The sequence below is a fragment of the Ruegeria sp. CDSC054 genome (genome assembly GCF_059610645.1).
In genome coordinates this window covers 1-14,589 of record NZ_JBXWOA010000011.1, presented here as the reverse complement: position 1 = coordinate 14,589, position 14,589 = coordinate 1, and the positions used below count along the sequence as shown (strand labels likewise).

15 protein-coding genes are annotated in these 14,589 nt (G+C 58.5%); 14 read left to right on the top strand and 1 reads right to left on the bottom strand.

What is annotated here, in order from left to right; all coding sequences use genetic code 11:
- Positions 1-93 precede the first annotated feature (93 nt).
- From ruvC to AC2FGC_RS17975, 4 genes are all read left to right on the top strand, one after another.
- The gene (gene ruvC, locus AC2FGC_RS17990; protein WP_058273216.1) at positions 94-591 is read left to right on the top strand and encodes a crossover junction endodeoxyribonuclease RuvC; all 498 of its coding nucleotides are present in this window, start codon (positions 94-96) and stop codon (positions 589-591) included.
- Positions 588-1,265, top strand: a complete 678-nt coding sequence (gene ruvA / locus AC2FGC_RS17985) for a Holliday junction branch migration protein RuvA (protein ID WP_496726867.1) — start codon at positions 588-590, stop codon at positions 1,263-1,265. The genes ruvC and ruvA overlap by 4 nt, the downstream gene beginning before the upstream one ends.
- Before the next feature lie 4 nt (positions 1,266-1,269).
- Positions 1,270-2,289, top strand: a complete 1,020-nt coding sequence (ruvB, locus tag AC2FGC_RS17980; RefSeq protein WP_496726868.1) for a Holliday junction branch migration DNA helicase RuvB — start codon at positions 1,270-1,272, stop codon at positions 2,287-2,289.
- Positions 2,290-2,352: 63 nt separating this feature from the next.
- Positions 2,353-2,976, top strand: a complete 624-nt coding sequence (locus tag AC2FGC_RS17975; protein ID WP_496726869.1) for a hypothetical protein — start codon at positions 2,353-2,355, stop codon at positions 2,974-2,976.
- 16 nt (positions 2,977-2,992) lie between these two features.
- Here AC2FGC_RS17975 and AC2FGC_RS17970 read toward each other — a convergent pair whose 3' ends face one another.
- On the bottom strand, positions 2,993-4,699 hold the full coding sequence (locus AC2FGC_RS17970) for a SulP family inorganic anion transporter (RefSeq protein WP_496783065.1): 1,707 nt from the start codon (positions 4,697-4,699) through the stop codon (positions 2,993-2,995).
- 190 nt (positions 4,700-4,889) lie between these two features.
- Here AC2FGC_RS17970 and ybgC point away from each other — a divergent pair, with 190 nt between their 5' ends.
- The 10 genes from ybgC to AC2FGC_RS17920 all read left to right on the top strand — a co-directional run bounded on the left by ybgC (position 4,890) and on the right by AC2FGC_RS17920 (position 14,366).
- The gene (ybgC, locus tag AC2FGC_RS17965; protein WP_058273220.1) at positions 4,890-5,297 is read left to right on the top strand and encodes a tol-pal system-associated acyl-CoA thioesterase; all 408 of its coding nucleotides are present in this window, start codon (positions 4,890-4,892) and stop codon (positions 5,295-5,297) included.
- 111 nt (positions 5,298-5,408) lie between these two features.
- Positions 5,409-6,104, top strand: coding sequence for a protein TolQ (gene tolQ / locus AC2FGC_RS17960; protein WP_496735481.1), 696 nt, complete (start codon positions 5,409-5,411; stop codon positions 6,102-6,104).
- A gap of 1 nt (position 6,105) precedes the next feature.
- Positions 6,106-6,582: a protein TolR gene (tolR, locus tag AC2FGC_RS17955; RefSeq protein ID WP_108861016.1), complete on the top strand. Its 477-nt coding sequence runs from the start codon at positions 6,106-6,108 to the stop codon at positions 6,580-6,582.
- A gap of 9 nt (positions 6,583-6,591) precedes the next feature.
- The gene (gene tolA / locus AC2FGC_RS17950; RefSeq protein WP_496783061.1) at positions 6,592-7,692 is read left to right on the top strand and encodes a cell envelope integrity protein TolA; all 1,101 of its coding nucleotides are present in this window, start codon (positions 6,592-6,594) and stop codon (positions 7,690-7,692) included.
- A complete protein-coding gene (gene tolB / locus AC2FGC_RS17945; RefSeq protein ID WP_496783059.1) occupies positions 7,689-9,008 on the top strand; it encodes a Tol-Pal system beta propeller repeat protein TolB in 1,320 nt (439 codons plus the stop codon). The genes tolA and tolB overlap by 4 nt, the downstream gene beginning before the upstream one ends.
- A gap of 89 nt (positions 9,009-9,097) precedes the next feature.
- Positions 9,098-9,601 (top strand): peptidoglycan-associated lipoprotein Pal, encoded by a 504-nt coding sequence (pal, locus tag AC2FGC_RS17940; protein ID WP_496726873.1) that lies wholly within the window; start codon positions 9,098-9,100, stop codon positions 9,599-9,601.
- Positions 9,602-9,605: 4 nt separating this feature from the next.
- Positions 9,606-10,439: a tol-pal system protein YbgF gene (gene ybgF / locus AC2FGC_RS17935; RefSeq protein ID WP_472724239.1), complete on the top strand. Its 834-nt coding sequence runs from the start codon at positions 9,606-9,608 to the stop codon at positions 10,437-10,439.
- Entirely contained in the window at positions 10,436-11,689 is a 1,254-nt protein-coding gene (gene tilS / locus AC2FGC_RS17930; protein WP_496783057.1) for a tRNA lysidine(34) synthetase TilS, read from the top strand. The genes ybgF and tilS overlap by 4 nt, the downstream gene beginning before the upstream one ends.
- A 76-nt stretch (positions 11,690-11,765) precedes the next feature.
- Positions 11,766-13,682 carry an ATP-dependent zinc metalloprotease FtsH gene (ftsH, locus tag AC2FGC_RS17925; RefSeq protein WP_058279522.1) on the top strand — a complete coding sequence of 639 codons (1,917 nt, stop codon included), beginning with the start codon at positions 11,766-11,768 and terminating at the stop codon, positions 13,680-13,682.
- A 108-nt stretch (positions 13,683-13,790) separates the two neighbouring features.
- Complete coding sequence (locus AC2FGC_RS17920; RefSeq protein WP_496726877.1) at positions 13,791-14,366, top strand: MOSC domain-containing protein; 576 nt, start codon at positions 13,791-13,793, stop codon at positions 14,364-14,366.
- Positions 14,367-14,589: the final 223 nt, after the last annotated feature.

Genomic DNA, 14,589 nt, shown 5'->3' with positions numbered 1-14,589 from the left:
TTTGTACTCTCTGTCAATTCGCTTGGAAAATGTTCACGCTTCGTGCTAATCCGTAAAAAAGATTACAAAAACTCGAGCAGGCCGAGGCGAAATATGCGGATTTTGGGCATTGATCCGGGGCTTAGGACCCTGGGATGGGGCGTCATCGAATCGCATGGCAGCCGCCTGAGCCACGTCGCCAACGGACTGTGCAAGTCTGACGGGGACGATTTGGGCGAGCGTTTGCTGTCTCTCTACAATCAAATCGTCGAAGTCATTGCAGAACATCAGCCCGATCAGGCGGCCATCGAACAGACCTTCGTCAATAAGGATGGGGCTGGTACGCTGAAGCTGGGCCAGGCGCGTGGTGTGGCGTTGTTGACGCTGGCGCAAGCAGGGCTGCCCGTGGGTGAATACGCGCCCAACCGGGTTAAGAAAACGGTTGTGGGCGTTGGGCATGCCGAGAAAGAGCAGGTTCTTCATATGGTCAAATTGCAACTGCCGGGCTGTAAGCCCAAAGGGGCGGATGCCGCGGATGCGCTGGCGATTGCCATCTGTCATTCATATTACGGCGCAGCGCCGCAGGCGCGCGTGAAAGAGGTGCGGGCATGATCGGGAAACTGACCGGACGACTGGACTATCGCGCAGCGGATCACGTGTTGATCGACGTGCGTGGGGTTGGATACCTGGTTTACTGCTCGGACCGGACCATGGCCGCACTGCCGGGCGTTGGCGAGGCTGTCTCGATCTATACCGATTTGGTGGTGCGCGAGGACCTGATGCAGCTTTTCGGGTTTTTGTCTCTGGTCGAAAAGGAATGGCATCGCCTGCTGTGTTCGGTTCAGGGCGTTGGGGCCAAGGTCTCGCTCGCTATACTGTCCGCGCTGGGTCCGGATGGGGTCAGCCGTGCCATTGCGCTTGGGGATTGGGGTGCCGTCAAGGCGGCGAAAGGCGTGGGCCCAAAGACGGCGCAGCGGATCGTGCTGGATCTAAAAGACAAAGCGCCGGGTGTTATGGCGATGGGCGGGACCGTGACCGAAGCGATGGACGGTCCCGGATTGGAAGTTGTTGAGCTGTCTGAACCGGCAACAGCGCCCAAACAGGCGGCCAAGCCTGCCTCGGGGTCTGCCGCAGCTTCGGCGGGGGCACTGTCAGCCCTTGGCAATTTAGGGTACGGACCATCCGAGGCGGCCTCGGCCGTGGCCGAAGCGGCCGCCAGCCTACCGGATGCAGGCGAGGCTGAATTGATCCGGGCGGCGCTCAAGTTGCTGGCTCCGAAAGGGTAACTGAATGGTAGACGCCGATCCCACATTGCGCCCCGATCCCTTGCCCGAGGATAACGACCGCGCCCTGCGTCCGCAGGGGTTAGACGAATTCATCGGTCAGGCCGAGGCGAGGGCAAATTTGCGCATCTTTATCCAATCCGCGCGTATGCGGAGCGAGGCGATGGATCACACGCTGTTTCATGGCCCTCCGGGTCTGGGTAAAACGACGCTGGCACAAATCATGGCGCGCGAGTTGGGGGTGAATTTCCGCATGACCTCGGGGCCGGTTCTGGCCAAGGCGGGTGATCTGGCGGCGATCCTGACCAATCTGGAATCCCGCGATGTGCTGTTCATCGACGAAATCCACCGTCTGAACCCGGCCGTCGAAGAGGTTCTGTATCCGGCGATGGAGGATTTCGAGCTGGATCTGGTGATCGGCGAAGGCCCGGCAGCGCGGACTGTGCGGATTGAGCTGCAGCCGTTTACTTTGGTCGGAGCAACGACGCGGATGGGCTTGCTGACCACCCCATTGCGCGACCGATTTGGCATTCCGACGCGGTTGCAGTTCTACACAGTGGACGAGTTGCACGAGATCGTTACGCGCAATGCCCGCAAACTGGGCGCGCCTGCTGATGATGCGGGCGCCAGAGAAATTGCGCGCCGATCGCGCGGGACCCCGCGGATCGCAGGGCGATTGCTGCGACGGGTGGTGGATTTCGCCATCGTCGAGGGCGATGGACGTATCACCCTGGATCTGGCGGATGGCGCGCTGACGCGGTTGGGAGTGGATAATCTGGGCTTGGATGGTGCCGACCGGCGATACCTTAAGCTGATTGCTGAGAACTATGCCGGTGGTCCGGTCGGGATTGAGACCCTGTCGGCTGCGTTGTCGGAAAGTCGCGATTCGCTGGAGGACGTGATCGAGCCCTATTTGTTGCAGCAAGGGCTGATCCAGCGCACGCCACGCGGTCGGATGTTGGCGCAGAAGGCTTGGACGCATCTGGGAATGTCGGCACCAAAGGGCCAGAGCGATCTGTTTGGTTGAAGCTGAGGCCTTTAGATTTTATGCCTTCGGCAAGAGTACTTTCGAAAAGATGAAGGATTGGGCGTGACCCCCGAAGACATTCAGTCGTTGTTCACCCGTGAAAGCGGAGAGTTCCTGTTTGCGCGTTGGGGTCGGCCCATCGTGCCTATCGTCTTTGGGGTCGAGGATGAAACCCTGAACACCGTCAAGGGCGCGTTTGAGGCCGTGGTTAGCCTGGCCGATCATAAGATGGCCGAAACGGATCCGGAACTTGGTGCGAACTGCATGGTGTTCTTTTTCCGCGACTGGAAGGAGCTGCTAGAAGTTCCAGATCTGGATCGGTTGGTTCCCGATCTTGCCCCGCTGGTGGACCGGCTGATCGCGGCGGATGCAAATCAGTATCGCGTGTTCCGCTTTGAAGAGGACGGTGCGATTCGAGCCGCGTTTGTTTTCCTGCGCATGGACAAAGAGCTGTCCAAGATTCCGGCCGAGACACTGGCGCTCAGCCAGGTGGTGCAGACCATTTTGCTGTGGTCGGACACTGCGTTCAGAACGCAATCGCCGCTGGCGGTCGCCGAGGGGGTGACAGTCCTGCGCCCCGACATCGCCGGGCTGATCCGGGCAGCCTATGATCCGGTTTTGCCGAGGGCAGCGCAGGACCCGGCACATGGCTTGCGATTGTTTGCACGAATGCAGCAGCCGCAGTGATTTAAGCTGAGACCATCTACGATTTGGATGTGTTGCGGTGTTGGAAAGCGGTCAATAGATCGCTTCCCGTGTCAAAAAATGCGTCGTCGCCCACCAAATTGGTCACGCCGTACCTGTCCAACTCTGACCGGACATGCGGTTCGATCACGAGGAATACCAGCCGGATGTTCCTTGCCTGCAGGAGCTTGAGGACATTGCGCAGCGTGTAGCCCGCGGTGAAGTCGATGTCATCGATGGCCGAGGCTTCGATGCAGAACCAACGTACTTTGTTATCTGAATCATGGGTGATTGTCGCAATCTCATCCGAAAGCCGCTGTGCATTCGCGTAGTAAAGGCTGTGCGAGAAGCGATAGATGACGAGCCCGGGTTCGAATTGGTTTGGCACGGAAATGGGTTTTGAATGCCAACCACCGTCTTTGGTTTTGACGATCACTGAATTTTTGGGGCGGTAGCCGCGGCGGGTATGGTCGATCAATGACAGCACCATCGCAAAGATGATGCCTTGTTCGACCCCAACGATGACGACAACCGCAGCCGTGGCGACTGCAATCCAGAATTCTGATCGGGCTTGCCTGTAAATTGCAATCAGGCCTTTCAGGTCGATCAGTTTCAGGCCGATCAGGAACACGACTGCAGACAGTGCCGCATTCGGCAGGTAGGCCAGCGGGCCGGTCAGGAACAATATGACCACCAAGACGATCAAGACGGTCGTCAGTTGTGCCACCTGACTGCGGCCACCGGCGCTGGCCACCATCTCGGTTTTTGTCGGGCTGCCATTTACAACGAATGTGCCCGTGAAGGCTGCCCCAAGATTGGCCAGACCCAGCCCGACAAGGTCAGTGTTCTCGCTGAACTTCTCTTCGTAGCGTGCGGCATAGGCCCGCGAAGTTGCGGCGCTTTGGGCCAAGATCACAACGAAAATGGACAGCGCGGTTGGCAGCAATTGTTTGAACAGGGTCCAGCTCCAATCCACGTTCGGGACAGAGAGCGCAGGCAAGCCGCTGGGAACCGAACCCAGTACCGCGATGCCGGATGCGGCGAATTGGAACGCCCAGCTGCACAGGATTACCCCAAGTATGGCGAATAACGGGCCGGGCAGTTTCGGTGACAGCTGCCGGCATCCGACGACGATCAGCAGAACTGCCGCCGCCACCGTCAATGTGGGCCAGCTTGTCTGGTCGATGTTCTGAATGGTTGCCTGAAGCTTGGCGATGGTCCCATGACCTTCGCTTTCGATCCCTAACAGGCCGGGGATTTCTCCGGTCGCGACTTGAATGCCCACGCCTGTCAGGAACCCGACAAGAACTGTCCGGGATAGGAAATCAGCCAAAAACCCCAAGCCGATGAGGCGTGCGGCAATCAGAAGAACAGCTGCCATCAGCGCCAAAAGGGACGCCAACGCCAGATACTCGGACGAACCCGACACTGCCATGCCGGCCAGGGCCGAGGCCGTAATCGCCGCCGTAGCAGAATCCGCGCCCACAACAAGATGGCGGGACGAACCGAACAGCGCGAACAGCGCCATTGGGATAAGGATGGTGTACAACCCAGTCACAACCGGTGTGCCTGCGATCTTTGTGTAGCCCATGACCTCGGGGATCGCGAGGCAGGCAAAGGTCAGGCCTGCCAAAATTTCCGCAGGCAAGGTCGCGCGGTTGAACGGCAAGATGCCCTGAAGGACAGGAAGAAAGAACATCCTCTCTTCTTTTGGTCCTTTAGCCATTGAAACTCCTGTCGGATTCACTTGGTATGTATGAAAGCCTAGAGGGCAAATCTTCGAATTTCGATAGCGGACTTGGGAAGGTGGGAACTTTGTCCCCACAAGGGATTGCAGGAACCGCGACAACCATGCATCTGTTTCAGAGCAGGATTTGCCCCGCGCGTTACATATTTGAGAGACCGGACCTGATATCATGGCCAATGAAGCTGATGCGCCCCACAAGCATATCTTTCCGATCCGGGTCTACTATGAAGACACCGATATGGGCGGGGTCGTATACCACGCGAATTACCTCAAGTTTATCGAACGCGCGCGATCTGACTATGTGCGCCGTCTGGGCAATGATCAGAACGCGATGCGCGATGGCGGGATCGTCTGGGTCGTGCGCCGGATCGAGGCGGATTACGTCGCGCCCGCGAAGTTCGATGATGAGCTGATTGTTGAAACTTGGCTGTCGTCAATCTCTGGTGTGCGGCTGACCATGGGTCAGTTGGTCAAGAGGGGGGAGACCGAGATCTTCCGCGCCTCGGTGACTGCTGTTTGTATGAATGCGCAGGGCAAGCCGGTCCGCCTTCCGGCAGAGATTCGCGCATTGATGTAACAATTTGTCGGTCAGGGGTGGTTATGTTGGCTTTTCATAACCAACTGCGATAGCGTTTGGAAAAACAAGGCCAAACGAACGGCCGTCAGGCAAAAAACAAAGAGCAGGTTCATGGAAGCTGAAACGCTGGCGCTGGCGCAGGAGATCGATTTCTCCATGTGGGGGCTGTATGCCCGCGCGACCTTTGTCGTCAAACTGGTGATGTTGATGCTGATCGCTGCATCCATCTGGTCTTGGGCGATTATCATTCAGAAATTGATCAACTTTCGCGCGGCCCGCCGCGAGGCGCAGGTGTTTGACGAGGCCTTCTGGTCCGGCAACCCGCTGGACGAGCTGTTCGAACATATCGGATCGCAGCCCGACGGCAGTTCCGAGAAGATTTTTGCCGCTGGCATGATCGAATGGCGCAGGTCGCACCGAACGGATGGCGGGCTGATCGCGGGTGCCACTGCGCGGATTGACCGCTCGATGGACGTAGCAATCGCCAAAGAGTCCGAGACACTGCAAAAAGGTTTGCCCATTTTGGCGACGGTGGGCTCGACCGCGCCGTTCATTGGCCTGTTCGGGACCGTTTGGGGCATCATGAACGCGTTTATTGAGATTGCCGAGCAGCAAAACACCAACCTGGCCGTTGTGGCACCCGGCATTGCCGAAGCGCTTTTGGCCACGGGCCTGGGTCTGTTGGCTGCGATCCCGGCGGTAATTTTCTACAACAAACTCAGTTCAGATAGTGATCGGATCGTGGGTGGCTACGAGGCTTTTGCCGACGAGTTCGCCACCATTCTGTCGCGTCAGTTGGACAGCTAAGATGGGTGCGGCGGTTCAGCAGAACGGAGGCGGGAACGGGCGCAGACGCGGCCGTCGACGCGGGCGGGCGCAGCCGATGGCCGAGATCAACGTGACGCCGTTTGTAGACGTTATGCTGGTGTTGCTGATCATCTTTATGGTGGCGGCACCGCTGCTAACCGTTGGCGTGCCGGTGGACCTGCCCAAGACGGCGGCAAGCGCATTGCCGGGCGATAACGAAGAACCGCTGACAGTCACGATGACTGCAGAAGGGCGCGTTCAGATTCAAACCACCGATGTTGCCCGCGAAGAGTTGATTGGCAAGCTGCGCGCCATTGCGGCAGAACGCAGCAGTGACCGGGTGTTCCTGCGCGCGGACGGTGCGATCCCTTATGCGCAGGTTATGCAGGTTATGGGTGCGCTGAATGCAGGTGGGTTTTCCAATGTGGGGCTGGTGACCGACACCGGCGGCCCCGCGCTGGACGAAGGTGGAGAGTGAGGCCGCGCGGTGGATACCGGCACCAAGATCTCGGCAATTGCCCATGTCAGTTTGATTTCGTGGGCTCTGTTTGGCGGCACCTTTCGGTCCGAACCATTGCCTATGCCTGTTCAGGATATCTCGGTGATCTCGGCTGAACAGTTCGCAGCGATGACGGCCCAGAGTGAGGCGCCAGAGGTGCCGACACCAACCGCCCTGCAACAGCCCGATGCGCCCGAGGAAGAAATCCCCACCCCTGAACCGGTGGAGCAGGAACCTCCGACACCTGAAGTGTCAGAGCCAAATGAGCCAGAGCCAGAGCTGGAACCAGAACCGCTGGCCCCTCCTCCTGAACCGGTCGTGATCGAACAGCCCCCCGAATTGGCCCCCCCAGAACCCGAGGCCGTCGTTTTGCCCACCCCGCCAGGGCCCGAGGCACAGCCGCGACCTGCGGATAAAGTAGCGCCTGAACCTGTCGCACCGCCGCCGCCTGAAGCCGCGCCAGATGATATTGAATCCCCGGCTGTATCGCTGGACGAGGGAGCTGAAACTCAGCAAGAACAGCAGGATCAAACGGCACCCGAAGAGGCCACGGATGAAATCGTGACCGAGGCGGAAGAAGCCAAGGAATATGCGCCGCGCAGCTCTCCGCGCCCGCTGGTGCGACCGAACCGGCCGACGCCGCCGGCGCAGCCCGAAGTGGCCGAGACCGAAGAACCGACCGAACCAGAGCCCGCGCCAAGTGATGAAACCGCGATCAACGACGCACTGGCCGAGGCGCTGGGGCAGAGCAGCGAACCGTCTGGTCCACCCCTGACTGCGGGTGAGAAGGATGCTATGCGACTGGCTGTGTCGAAGTGCTGGAACGTTGGTTCCCTGTCCACGGACGCACTGCAAACGGTCGTTGTGGTCGGGTTCTCGCTGACACCGGATGGCAAGGTGCTCGGCGGTAGCCTGAGCATGTTGGATAGTTCCGGCGGTACCGATGCGTCTGCAAGACAAGCTTATGAGGCCGCCCGGCGAGCGATTTTGCGCTGCGGGGCCAAAGGATACACCCTGCCTGCTGACAAATACGAACAATGGCGGGATATTGAGATTACATTCAATCCCGAGAGGATGCGGATCAAATGATGAGATTTCTGACCAGCCTGTTGCTTGGCCTGACAATTTTGGCGGCGCCTGTGTATGCACAAAGCGGACCGCTGCGTCTTGAGCTGGATCAGGGGATTATCGAACCCTTGCCTTTTGCGGTGCCGAATTTCGTGCCCGACGGGCCAGCGGCCACACAATACGCAAACGACATATCGCGCGTCGTGGCGGCGGACCTGACGGGAACCGGACTGTTCCGAGAGATTTCTTCTGACGCATTCATCAGCCGGGTCAGCAGTTTCGAAGCCCCTGTGCAATTTGCCGATTGGAAGGCCATCAATGCTGAGGCCTTGGTGACAGGGGCGGTCAATGTCTCGGGCAAACGCCTGACCGTGCGATTTCGCGTTTGGGACGTATTTTCGGGCCAGGAATTGGGCAATGGTCTGCAGTTTTCCGGCACTACAGATGGCTGGCGGCGCATGGCACACAAAGTGACCGATCAGGTTTATACCCGAGTGACCGGCGAAAGCGGTTACTTTGACAGCCGCGTCGCGTTTGTGTCCGAAAGCGGTCCCAAGAACCAGCGTCTGAAGCGTCTGGCAATCATGGATTACGATGGCGCGAACGTTCAGTACCTGACCGACAGCGCCGCGATTGTTCTGGCCCCACGCTTTTCGCCCTCGGGAGATCGGCTGTTGTACACCAGCTATGAAACCGGTCAGCCGCGCATTTATGTTTTGGACGTTGATCGGGTCAAACGGACTGAATTGAAGACACAAGACGGCACCATGAGCTTTTCGCCGCGCTTTTCGCCGGATGGCCGCTCCATCGTCTATTCGCTGATTCAGGGCGGCAACACGGACCTTTGGAAAATGGATCTGGCCTCGGGCCAGAGCGTGCGCTTGACGAACACACCTGCCATTGAGACCGCGCCCAGCTATTCGCCGGACGGGTCGCAGATCGTGTTCGAAAGCGACCGCTCTGGCACACCTCAACTGTACATCATGCCCGCAAATGGCGGAGAGGCGACCCGCATCAGCTTTAAACAGGGGCGGTATGGTACACCGGTCTGGTCGCCGCGTGGTGACCTGATCGCCTTTACCAAACAGAACAAGGGTCGGTTCCATATCGGCGTCATGCGGACAGACGGCAGCGAGGAACGCCTGCTGACGTCGTCCTTCCTGGATGAGGGGCCAACATGGTCGCCGAATGGCCGCGTCATCATGTTCACCCGTGAATCGCAGGGCGCAAGCGGTCGGGCGACACTATATTCGGTGGATATCTCGGGTCGGAACCTGCGCCCGGTACGTACACCGGATGGTGGCAGCGATCCATCCTGGGGCCCACTGCAGAAGTGATCGGGGCAGGGGGTTGGAAAAGTTCACAAATTTCCTGCACTGTGATAACAGAGACAGCAATAAAGCAATAAAACGACGAGGCACCTGAAATGAATGTATTGAGCAAAGTCATAGCATTGGGCGTGCTAAGTGTAATGGCCGCCTGTACCAACAACGATCCTTCGGCACTGGGCGGTGGCGCGGGCGGTAGCGGCTCGATCCTGCCGGGTTCGCCCAGCGACCCCCAGTCACCGGCCTATTTCCAGCAAACTGTTGGCGACCGCGTTTTGTTTGAGGTCGATCAGTCGACCCTGACCGGGCAGGCGCAGACGATATTGCAGGGACAGGCAGACTGGCTGCTGGCCAATACGGATTTCGTCGCCACGATCGAGGGTCACGCGGACGAACAGGGTACTCGCGAGTATAACCTCGCTCTGGGCGCGCGTCGCGCCAATGCGGCGCGTGAATACCTCATTTCACGTGGGGTCGCGGGCAACCGGTTGACCACCGTCAGTTTCGGAAAGGAACGCCCGATCGAGATTTGCAGCACCGAGGAATGCTATTCCAAAAACCGTCGTTCGGTGACGGTCCTGACCGGTTCAACTTTGGGGTAAGATGATGCGAATTGCAGGATGGGTTCTGGCTGCGGTCGTGGCGACTGCGGGCGTGGCAAGTGCACAGGATCAGCAAACCCTGGCGGATATCCGTCAGGAGCTTACTGTGCTGCACGTCGAGGTTCAGCGCCTCAAGCGCGAGTTTTCAACCACCGGATCTCCGGCACCCAATCTTGCTGGCAGTTCCGTTCTGGAACGTGTTGACGCCATTGAGGCTGAATTGCAGCGCCTGACCCGTCAGACCGAGCAGTTGAACCAACGTGTGCAGAACATTGTTACTGACGGAACCAACCGGATCGGCGATCTGGAATTCCGCTTGGTTGAGTTGGAAGGTGGCGATCTCAGCACGCTTGGTGAGACCTCGACCCTGGGTGGCGAAACCGAAATCACCGCTGCGGCCCCCGCAACACCAGCAAACCCGACGGCACCGGCCCCGACTGAGCAAGGTGAACTTGCAGTGGGTGAGCGCGCGGACTTTGATGCCGCATCACAGGCGCTGGCAGATGGCAACTATCAGGCCGCAGCGGAGCAATTCGCCACATTCGAAACCTCGTATCCCGGCAGTCCGCTGGCCCCCGAAGCCAACCTGAAACGAGGGCGGGCGCTTGTTGGGATCGGTGACACGCGGGAGGCCGCGCGGGCCTTTCTGGCCAGCTTTACCGGCGATTCCGAAGGTGCATTCGCACCTGAGGCGCTGTTTGAGTTGGGCTCGGCGTTGGGGCGTCTGGGTCAGACCGATCAGGCTTGCATCACTCTTGGCGAGGTGGGCGTGCGCTTCCCGTCTTCGGCCTCGGCCACCAATGCCACACAGGAAATGGCAAGCCTGGGCTGTTCTTGACCGAAAACGCTGAAGAACTGCGGGCCGAGATTCGGGCGCGTTTGCCCAAGACCCTTCCTTCGCGTCTGGGTGTGGCTGTCTCTGGCGGGGGCGATTCAATCGCCCTGCTTTTGCTAATGAACGATATTGCCCAAATCGAGCAGGTTGAACTGTTTGCAGCAACCGTTGACCACGGTTTGCGCCCCGAATCCGCGGACGAGGCGCAGGGGGTGAGCGAGCTTGCCGCGCGTTTGGGTATCTCGCATCAAACGTTGAAATGGACAGGGTGGGCTGGTCAGGGGAACCTTCAGGATCAGGCCAGAAAGGCGCGTTATCGGCTGTTGACCGAATGGGCCGGCGATAATGACATCCACGCGATTGCGTTAGGCCACACAGCGGATGATCAGGCCGAAACCTTCCTGATGCGACTGGGCCGCGCTGCTGGTATTACGGGCCTATCGGGCATGCCAGTTGAACGGGTATTGGATGGCGTGACGATGTTGCGACCGATGCTGGGTGTTACGAGGAAAGCATTGCGCAGCTACTTGTCTGGTGAGGAAGTTGGCTGGATCGAAGATCCCTCGAATCAGGACCTCCGGTTTGACCGGATCAAGGCGCGCCAGGCCTTGTCTGACCTCAAGGATTTGGGGATCACGGCCAGTTCTTTGACCCGAGTCGCAGAAAACCTTGCGCAGGCGCGTGAGGCGTTGGAGCGTTTTACGCAGGAATCCGCCCGAAAAATCGCCGTGGTGGAAACCGGTGATGTTTGCTTGGATCGCACCGCCTTTCAGTCTTTGCCTCAGGAAATCCAGCGCCGGCTTGTGATCGGCTGCATCGCATGGATTGCCGGAGCGGGGTATCCACCACGCCAAACGTCGGTGGATCAGGCTGTGAAGGCTGTTAAAGAGGGTATCGCTACGTCGGTCAATGGCTGTTTGTTTGTCCCAAAGGTCAATAAAACGTGGATTTGCAGAGAGCTAAACGCCGTTCAGGGCGAAATCGCGCGCCCCGGCGAGCCGTGGGACAAACGCTGGATTCTGTCAGGACCTTCGACCGCTGGTGTACAAATCCGACCATTAGGCGAGCAAGGCCTGCCTAGGGTTCCAGATTGGCGGGACTTGGGTAAACCACGTCAGGTCTTGTTGGCTTCACCCGCTGTTTGGCTGGGGGATGAACTGGTGTCAGCTCCAACCGCCAGATTGTTGAAAGGATGGACGGCTGAATTGGCCCCCGGAACGCCCGAGTTTCATTCTTCTTTTTTATCGCATTGAACCTCCTTGAATCATCTCTATTTTATAGAGCAACCCGGCAGACCCCCATCTGCCGAAATCTTTTGGGAGACTTTCCTTGGGCAACGCTCGTAACATCGCCTTCTGGGTCGTTCTGTTTTTGCTGATCCTTGCACTGTTCAATTTGTTCAGCGGACCAGGCGGGACACTTCAGAGCAATGAAAGAACTTATTCTGATTTCGTAACCGCCGTTCAAGCCGACGAAGTCAAGAATGTGACCTTGGATGGCGAACAGATTCGCTATACCACGCAAAGCGGTGCCAACTATGTCACCATCAAACCCGGCGATGCCGAGGTCACCAAACTGCTGATCGACGAGAACATTCCGGTTCGCGCCGAGAAACAGCAGCAATCCGGTTTCCAGTCGTTCCTGATCACGCTGCTGCCGTTCCTGCTGCTTATTGGTGTCTGGGTCTATTTCATGAACCGGATGCAAGGCGGTGGAAAAGGCGGCGCGATGGGTTTTGGCAAGTCCAAGGCCAAGATGCTGACCGAAAAGCATGGCCGCGTGACATTTGACGATGTCGCAGGCATCGATGAAGCCAAGGAAGAGCTGGAAGAGATCGTGGAATTCCTGCGTAACCCGCAGAAGTTCAGCCGCCTTGGCGGTAAGATCCCGAAAGGCGCGCTGCTGGTTGGCCCTCCGGGCACCGGTAAGACGCTGCTGGCGCGTGCGATTGCGGGTGAGGCAGGTGTGCCGTTCTTCACCATCTCAGGTTCTGACTTTGTGGAGATGTTTGTTGGTGTCGGTGCATCCCGTGTGCGTGACATGTTCGAACAGGCCAAAAAGAATGCGCCCTGTATTGTCTTCATCGACGAAATCGACGCCGTCGGTCGCCATCGTGGTGCCGGGTATGGCGGCGGGAACGACGAACGCGAACAGACGCTCAACCAGTTGCTGGTTGAGATGGACGGGTTCGAGGCCAATGAAGGTGTGATCATTCTGGCGGCCACCAACCGTAAGGACGTTCTGGACCCTGCGCTGCTGCGCCCCGGCCGTTTTGACCGCAACGTGACCGTCGGCAACCCCGACATCAAAGGCCGCGAGAAGATCCTGGGCGTGCACGCGCGCAAGACACCTCTGGGTCCCGATGTCGACCTGCGCATCATCGCGCGTGGTACTCCGGGCTTCTCGGGCGCTGATCTGGCGAACCTCGTGAACGAGGCCGCATTGATGGCGGCGCGCGTTGGCCGTCGCTTTGTCACAATGGAAGACTTCGAGAACGCCAAGGACAAGGTGATGATGGGTGCCGAGCGCCGTTCGATGGTGCTGACGCAAGACCAGAAGGAAAAGACCGCCTATCACGAATCTGGTCACGCGGTCGTCGGACTGTCGCTGCCGCTGTGCGATCCGGTCTACAAGGCGACCATCATTCCGCGCGGTGGCGCGTTGGGTATGGTGGTGTCGTTGCCGGAAATGGACCGTCTGAACTATCACCGCGACGAATGTGAGCAAAAGCTGGCCATGACCATGGCAGGCAAAGCCGCCGAAGTGATCAAATACGGTGAAGATCACGTCTCGAACGGTCCCGCTGGTGACATCATGCAGGCCAGCCAGTTGGCGCGTGCCATGGTGATGCGCTGGGGCATGTCTGACAAGGTCGGCAACATTGATTATGCCGAGGCGCATGACGGCTATTCGGGCAACACTGCTGGCTTCTCGGTCTCTGCGCATACCAAAGAGCTGATCGAGGAAGAAGTGAAACGCCTGATCCAGCAGGGTTATGAGCGCGCGCACAAGATCCTGTCCGACAAGAACGAGGAATGGGAACGTCTGGCGCAAGGCTTGCTGGAATACGAAACCCTGACTGGGGATGAGATCAAGCGAGTCATGAATGGCGAATCGCCGACCGATGGTGATGACGAAGGTGACAAGCCGGATGAGGGCAGCGCGCCCAGCGTTACCGCCATTCCCAAGACCAAGGTCAAAAAGACCCCGCCCGACGGTGGGATGGAGCCGGAACCATCGGCATAAAGTAATCAGACCCGGGCAAAGTCCCGGGTCTTTTCTTTTCAGCTTTTCAAATGGACTGGCTTGACTTTTAGTACGATTTTGACGGCCCGCAGCCGAAGGGGATTTCAAATGCCGGTATTGCGAGAAACAGAATTCACGGGTGAAGTTGTTTGGCTGGGTCACGTGCCCGCGGGTGGCTCGATCCGGGCCAGAGCGGTCGATGCTTTGAAACTGGATTTCTCAGGGGACAAAGGCGAGCGGCACGAGGGTCTCAACCGGGCCTCATGTGTCAGGGTCAAGAATCTGTATCCGCAAGGCACCGAAATCCGCAACGTGCGCCAATTGTCTGTTCTGTCCGCCGAGGAAATGGACGCCGCAGCTAAAGAGATGGGGTTGGATTGGCTGGATCCGTCGTTTCTGGGCGTCAGCATCTTGTTGCGCGGCATTCCGGACTTTACACATCTTCCGCCATCCTCGCGTTTGCAGGGCCGCGACGGTGTCACGATAACCGTGGATATGGAAAACCGCCCCTGCATTATTCCCGGGCGTGAGATCGAAGCCGATCAACCTGGGTACGGGGCGTCCTTCAAACCGGCTGCTCAAGGCCGAAGGGGTGTGACTGCTTGGGTGGAACGGCCCGGTCAATTGCGGTTGGGGGACCAGATGAGCCTGTTCGTGCCAGATCAGCGGGCCTGGGCGCCCTAAACGTCAAGCGTTTTCGATTTGAAACCGGTGAAATGACGCTACGCCGTTTCATGGCTTGAATATGTCGGAATCTCTATCCATCGGGATTGTACACAACGGTATGGATTGACCAGCACCGGCCCAGCTGCGCCGGTTTGCAGGGAATTCAACCGGGGGTTTTGCCCAATGAGCTATAAATCGGACATTGAAATCGCGCGCGAGGCGCAGAAGAAGCCTATTCAGG

Coding starts and splice junctions, on each gene's coding strand:
- ruvC (WP_058273216.1), top strand. CDS start 94: ATGCGGATTTTGGGCATTGATCCGGGGCTTAGGACCCTGGGATGGGGC.
- ruvA (WP_496726867.1), top strand. CDS start 588: ATGATCGGGAAACTGACCGGACGACTGGACTATCGCGCAGCGGATCAC.
- ruvB (WP_496726868.1), top strand. CDS start 1,270: ATGGTAGACGCCGATCCCACATTGCGCCCCGATCCCTTGCCCGAGGAT.
- AC2FGC_RS17970 (WP_496783065.1), bottom strand. CDS start 4,699: ATGGCTAAAGGACCAAAAGAAGAGAGGATGTTCTTTCTTCCTGTCCTT.
- ybgC (WP_058273220.1), top strand. CDS start 4,890: ATGGCCAATGAAGCTGATGCGCCCCACAAGCATATCTTTCCGATCCGG.
- tolQ (WP_496735481.1), top strand. CDS start 5,409: ATGGAAGCTGAAACGCTGGCGCTGGCGCAGGAGATCGATTTCTCCATG.
- tolR (WP_108861016.1), top strand. CDS start 6,106: ATGGGTGCGGCGGTTCAGCAGAACGGAGGCGGGAACGGGCGCAGACGC.
- tolB (WP_496783059.1), top strand. CDS start 7,689: ATGATGAGATTTCTGACCAGCCTGTTGCTTGGCCTGACAATTTTGGCG.
- pal (WP_496726873.1), top strand. CDS start 9,098: ATGAATGTATTGAGCAAAGTCATAGCATTGGGCGTGCTAAGTGTAATG.
- ybgF (WP_472724239.1), top strand. CDS start 9,606: ATGCGAATTGCAGGATGGGTTCTGGCTGCGGTCGTGGCGACTGCGGGC.
- AC2FGC_RS17920 (WP_496726877.1), top strand. CDS start 13,791: ATGCCGGTATTGCGAGAAACAGAATTCACGGGTGAAGTTGTTTGGCTG.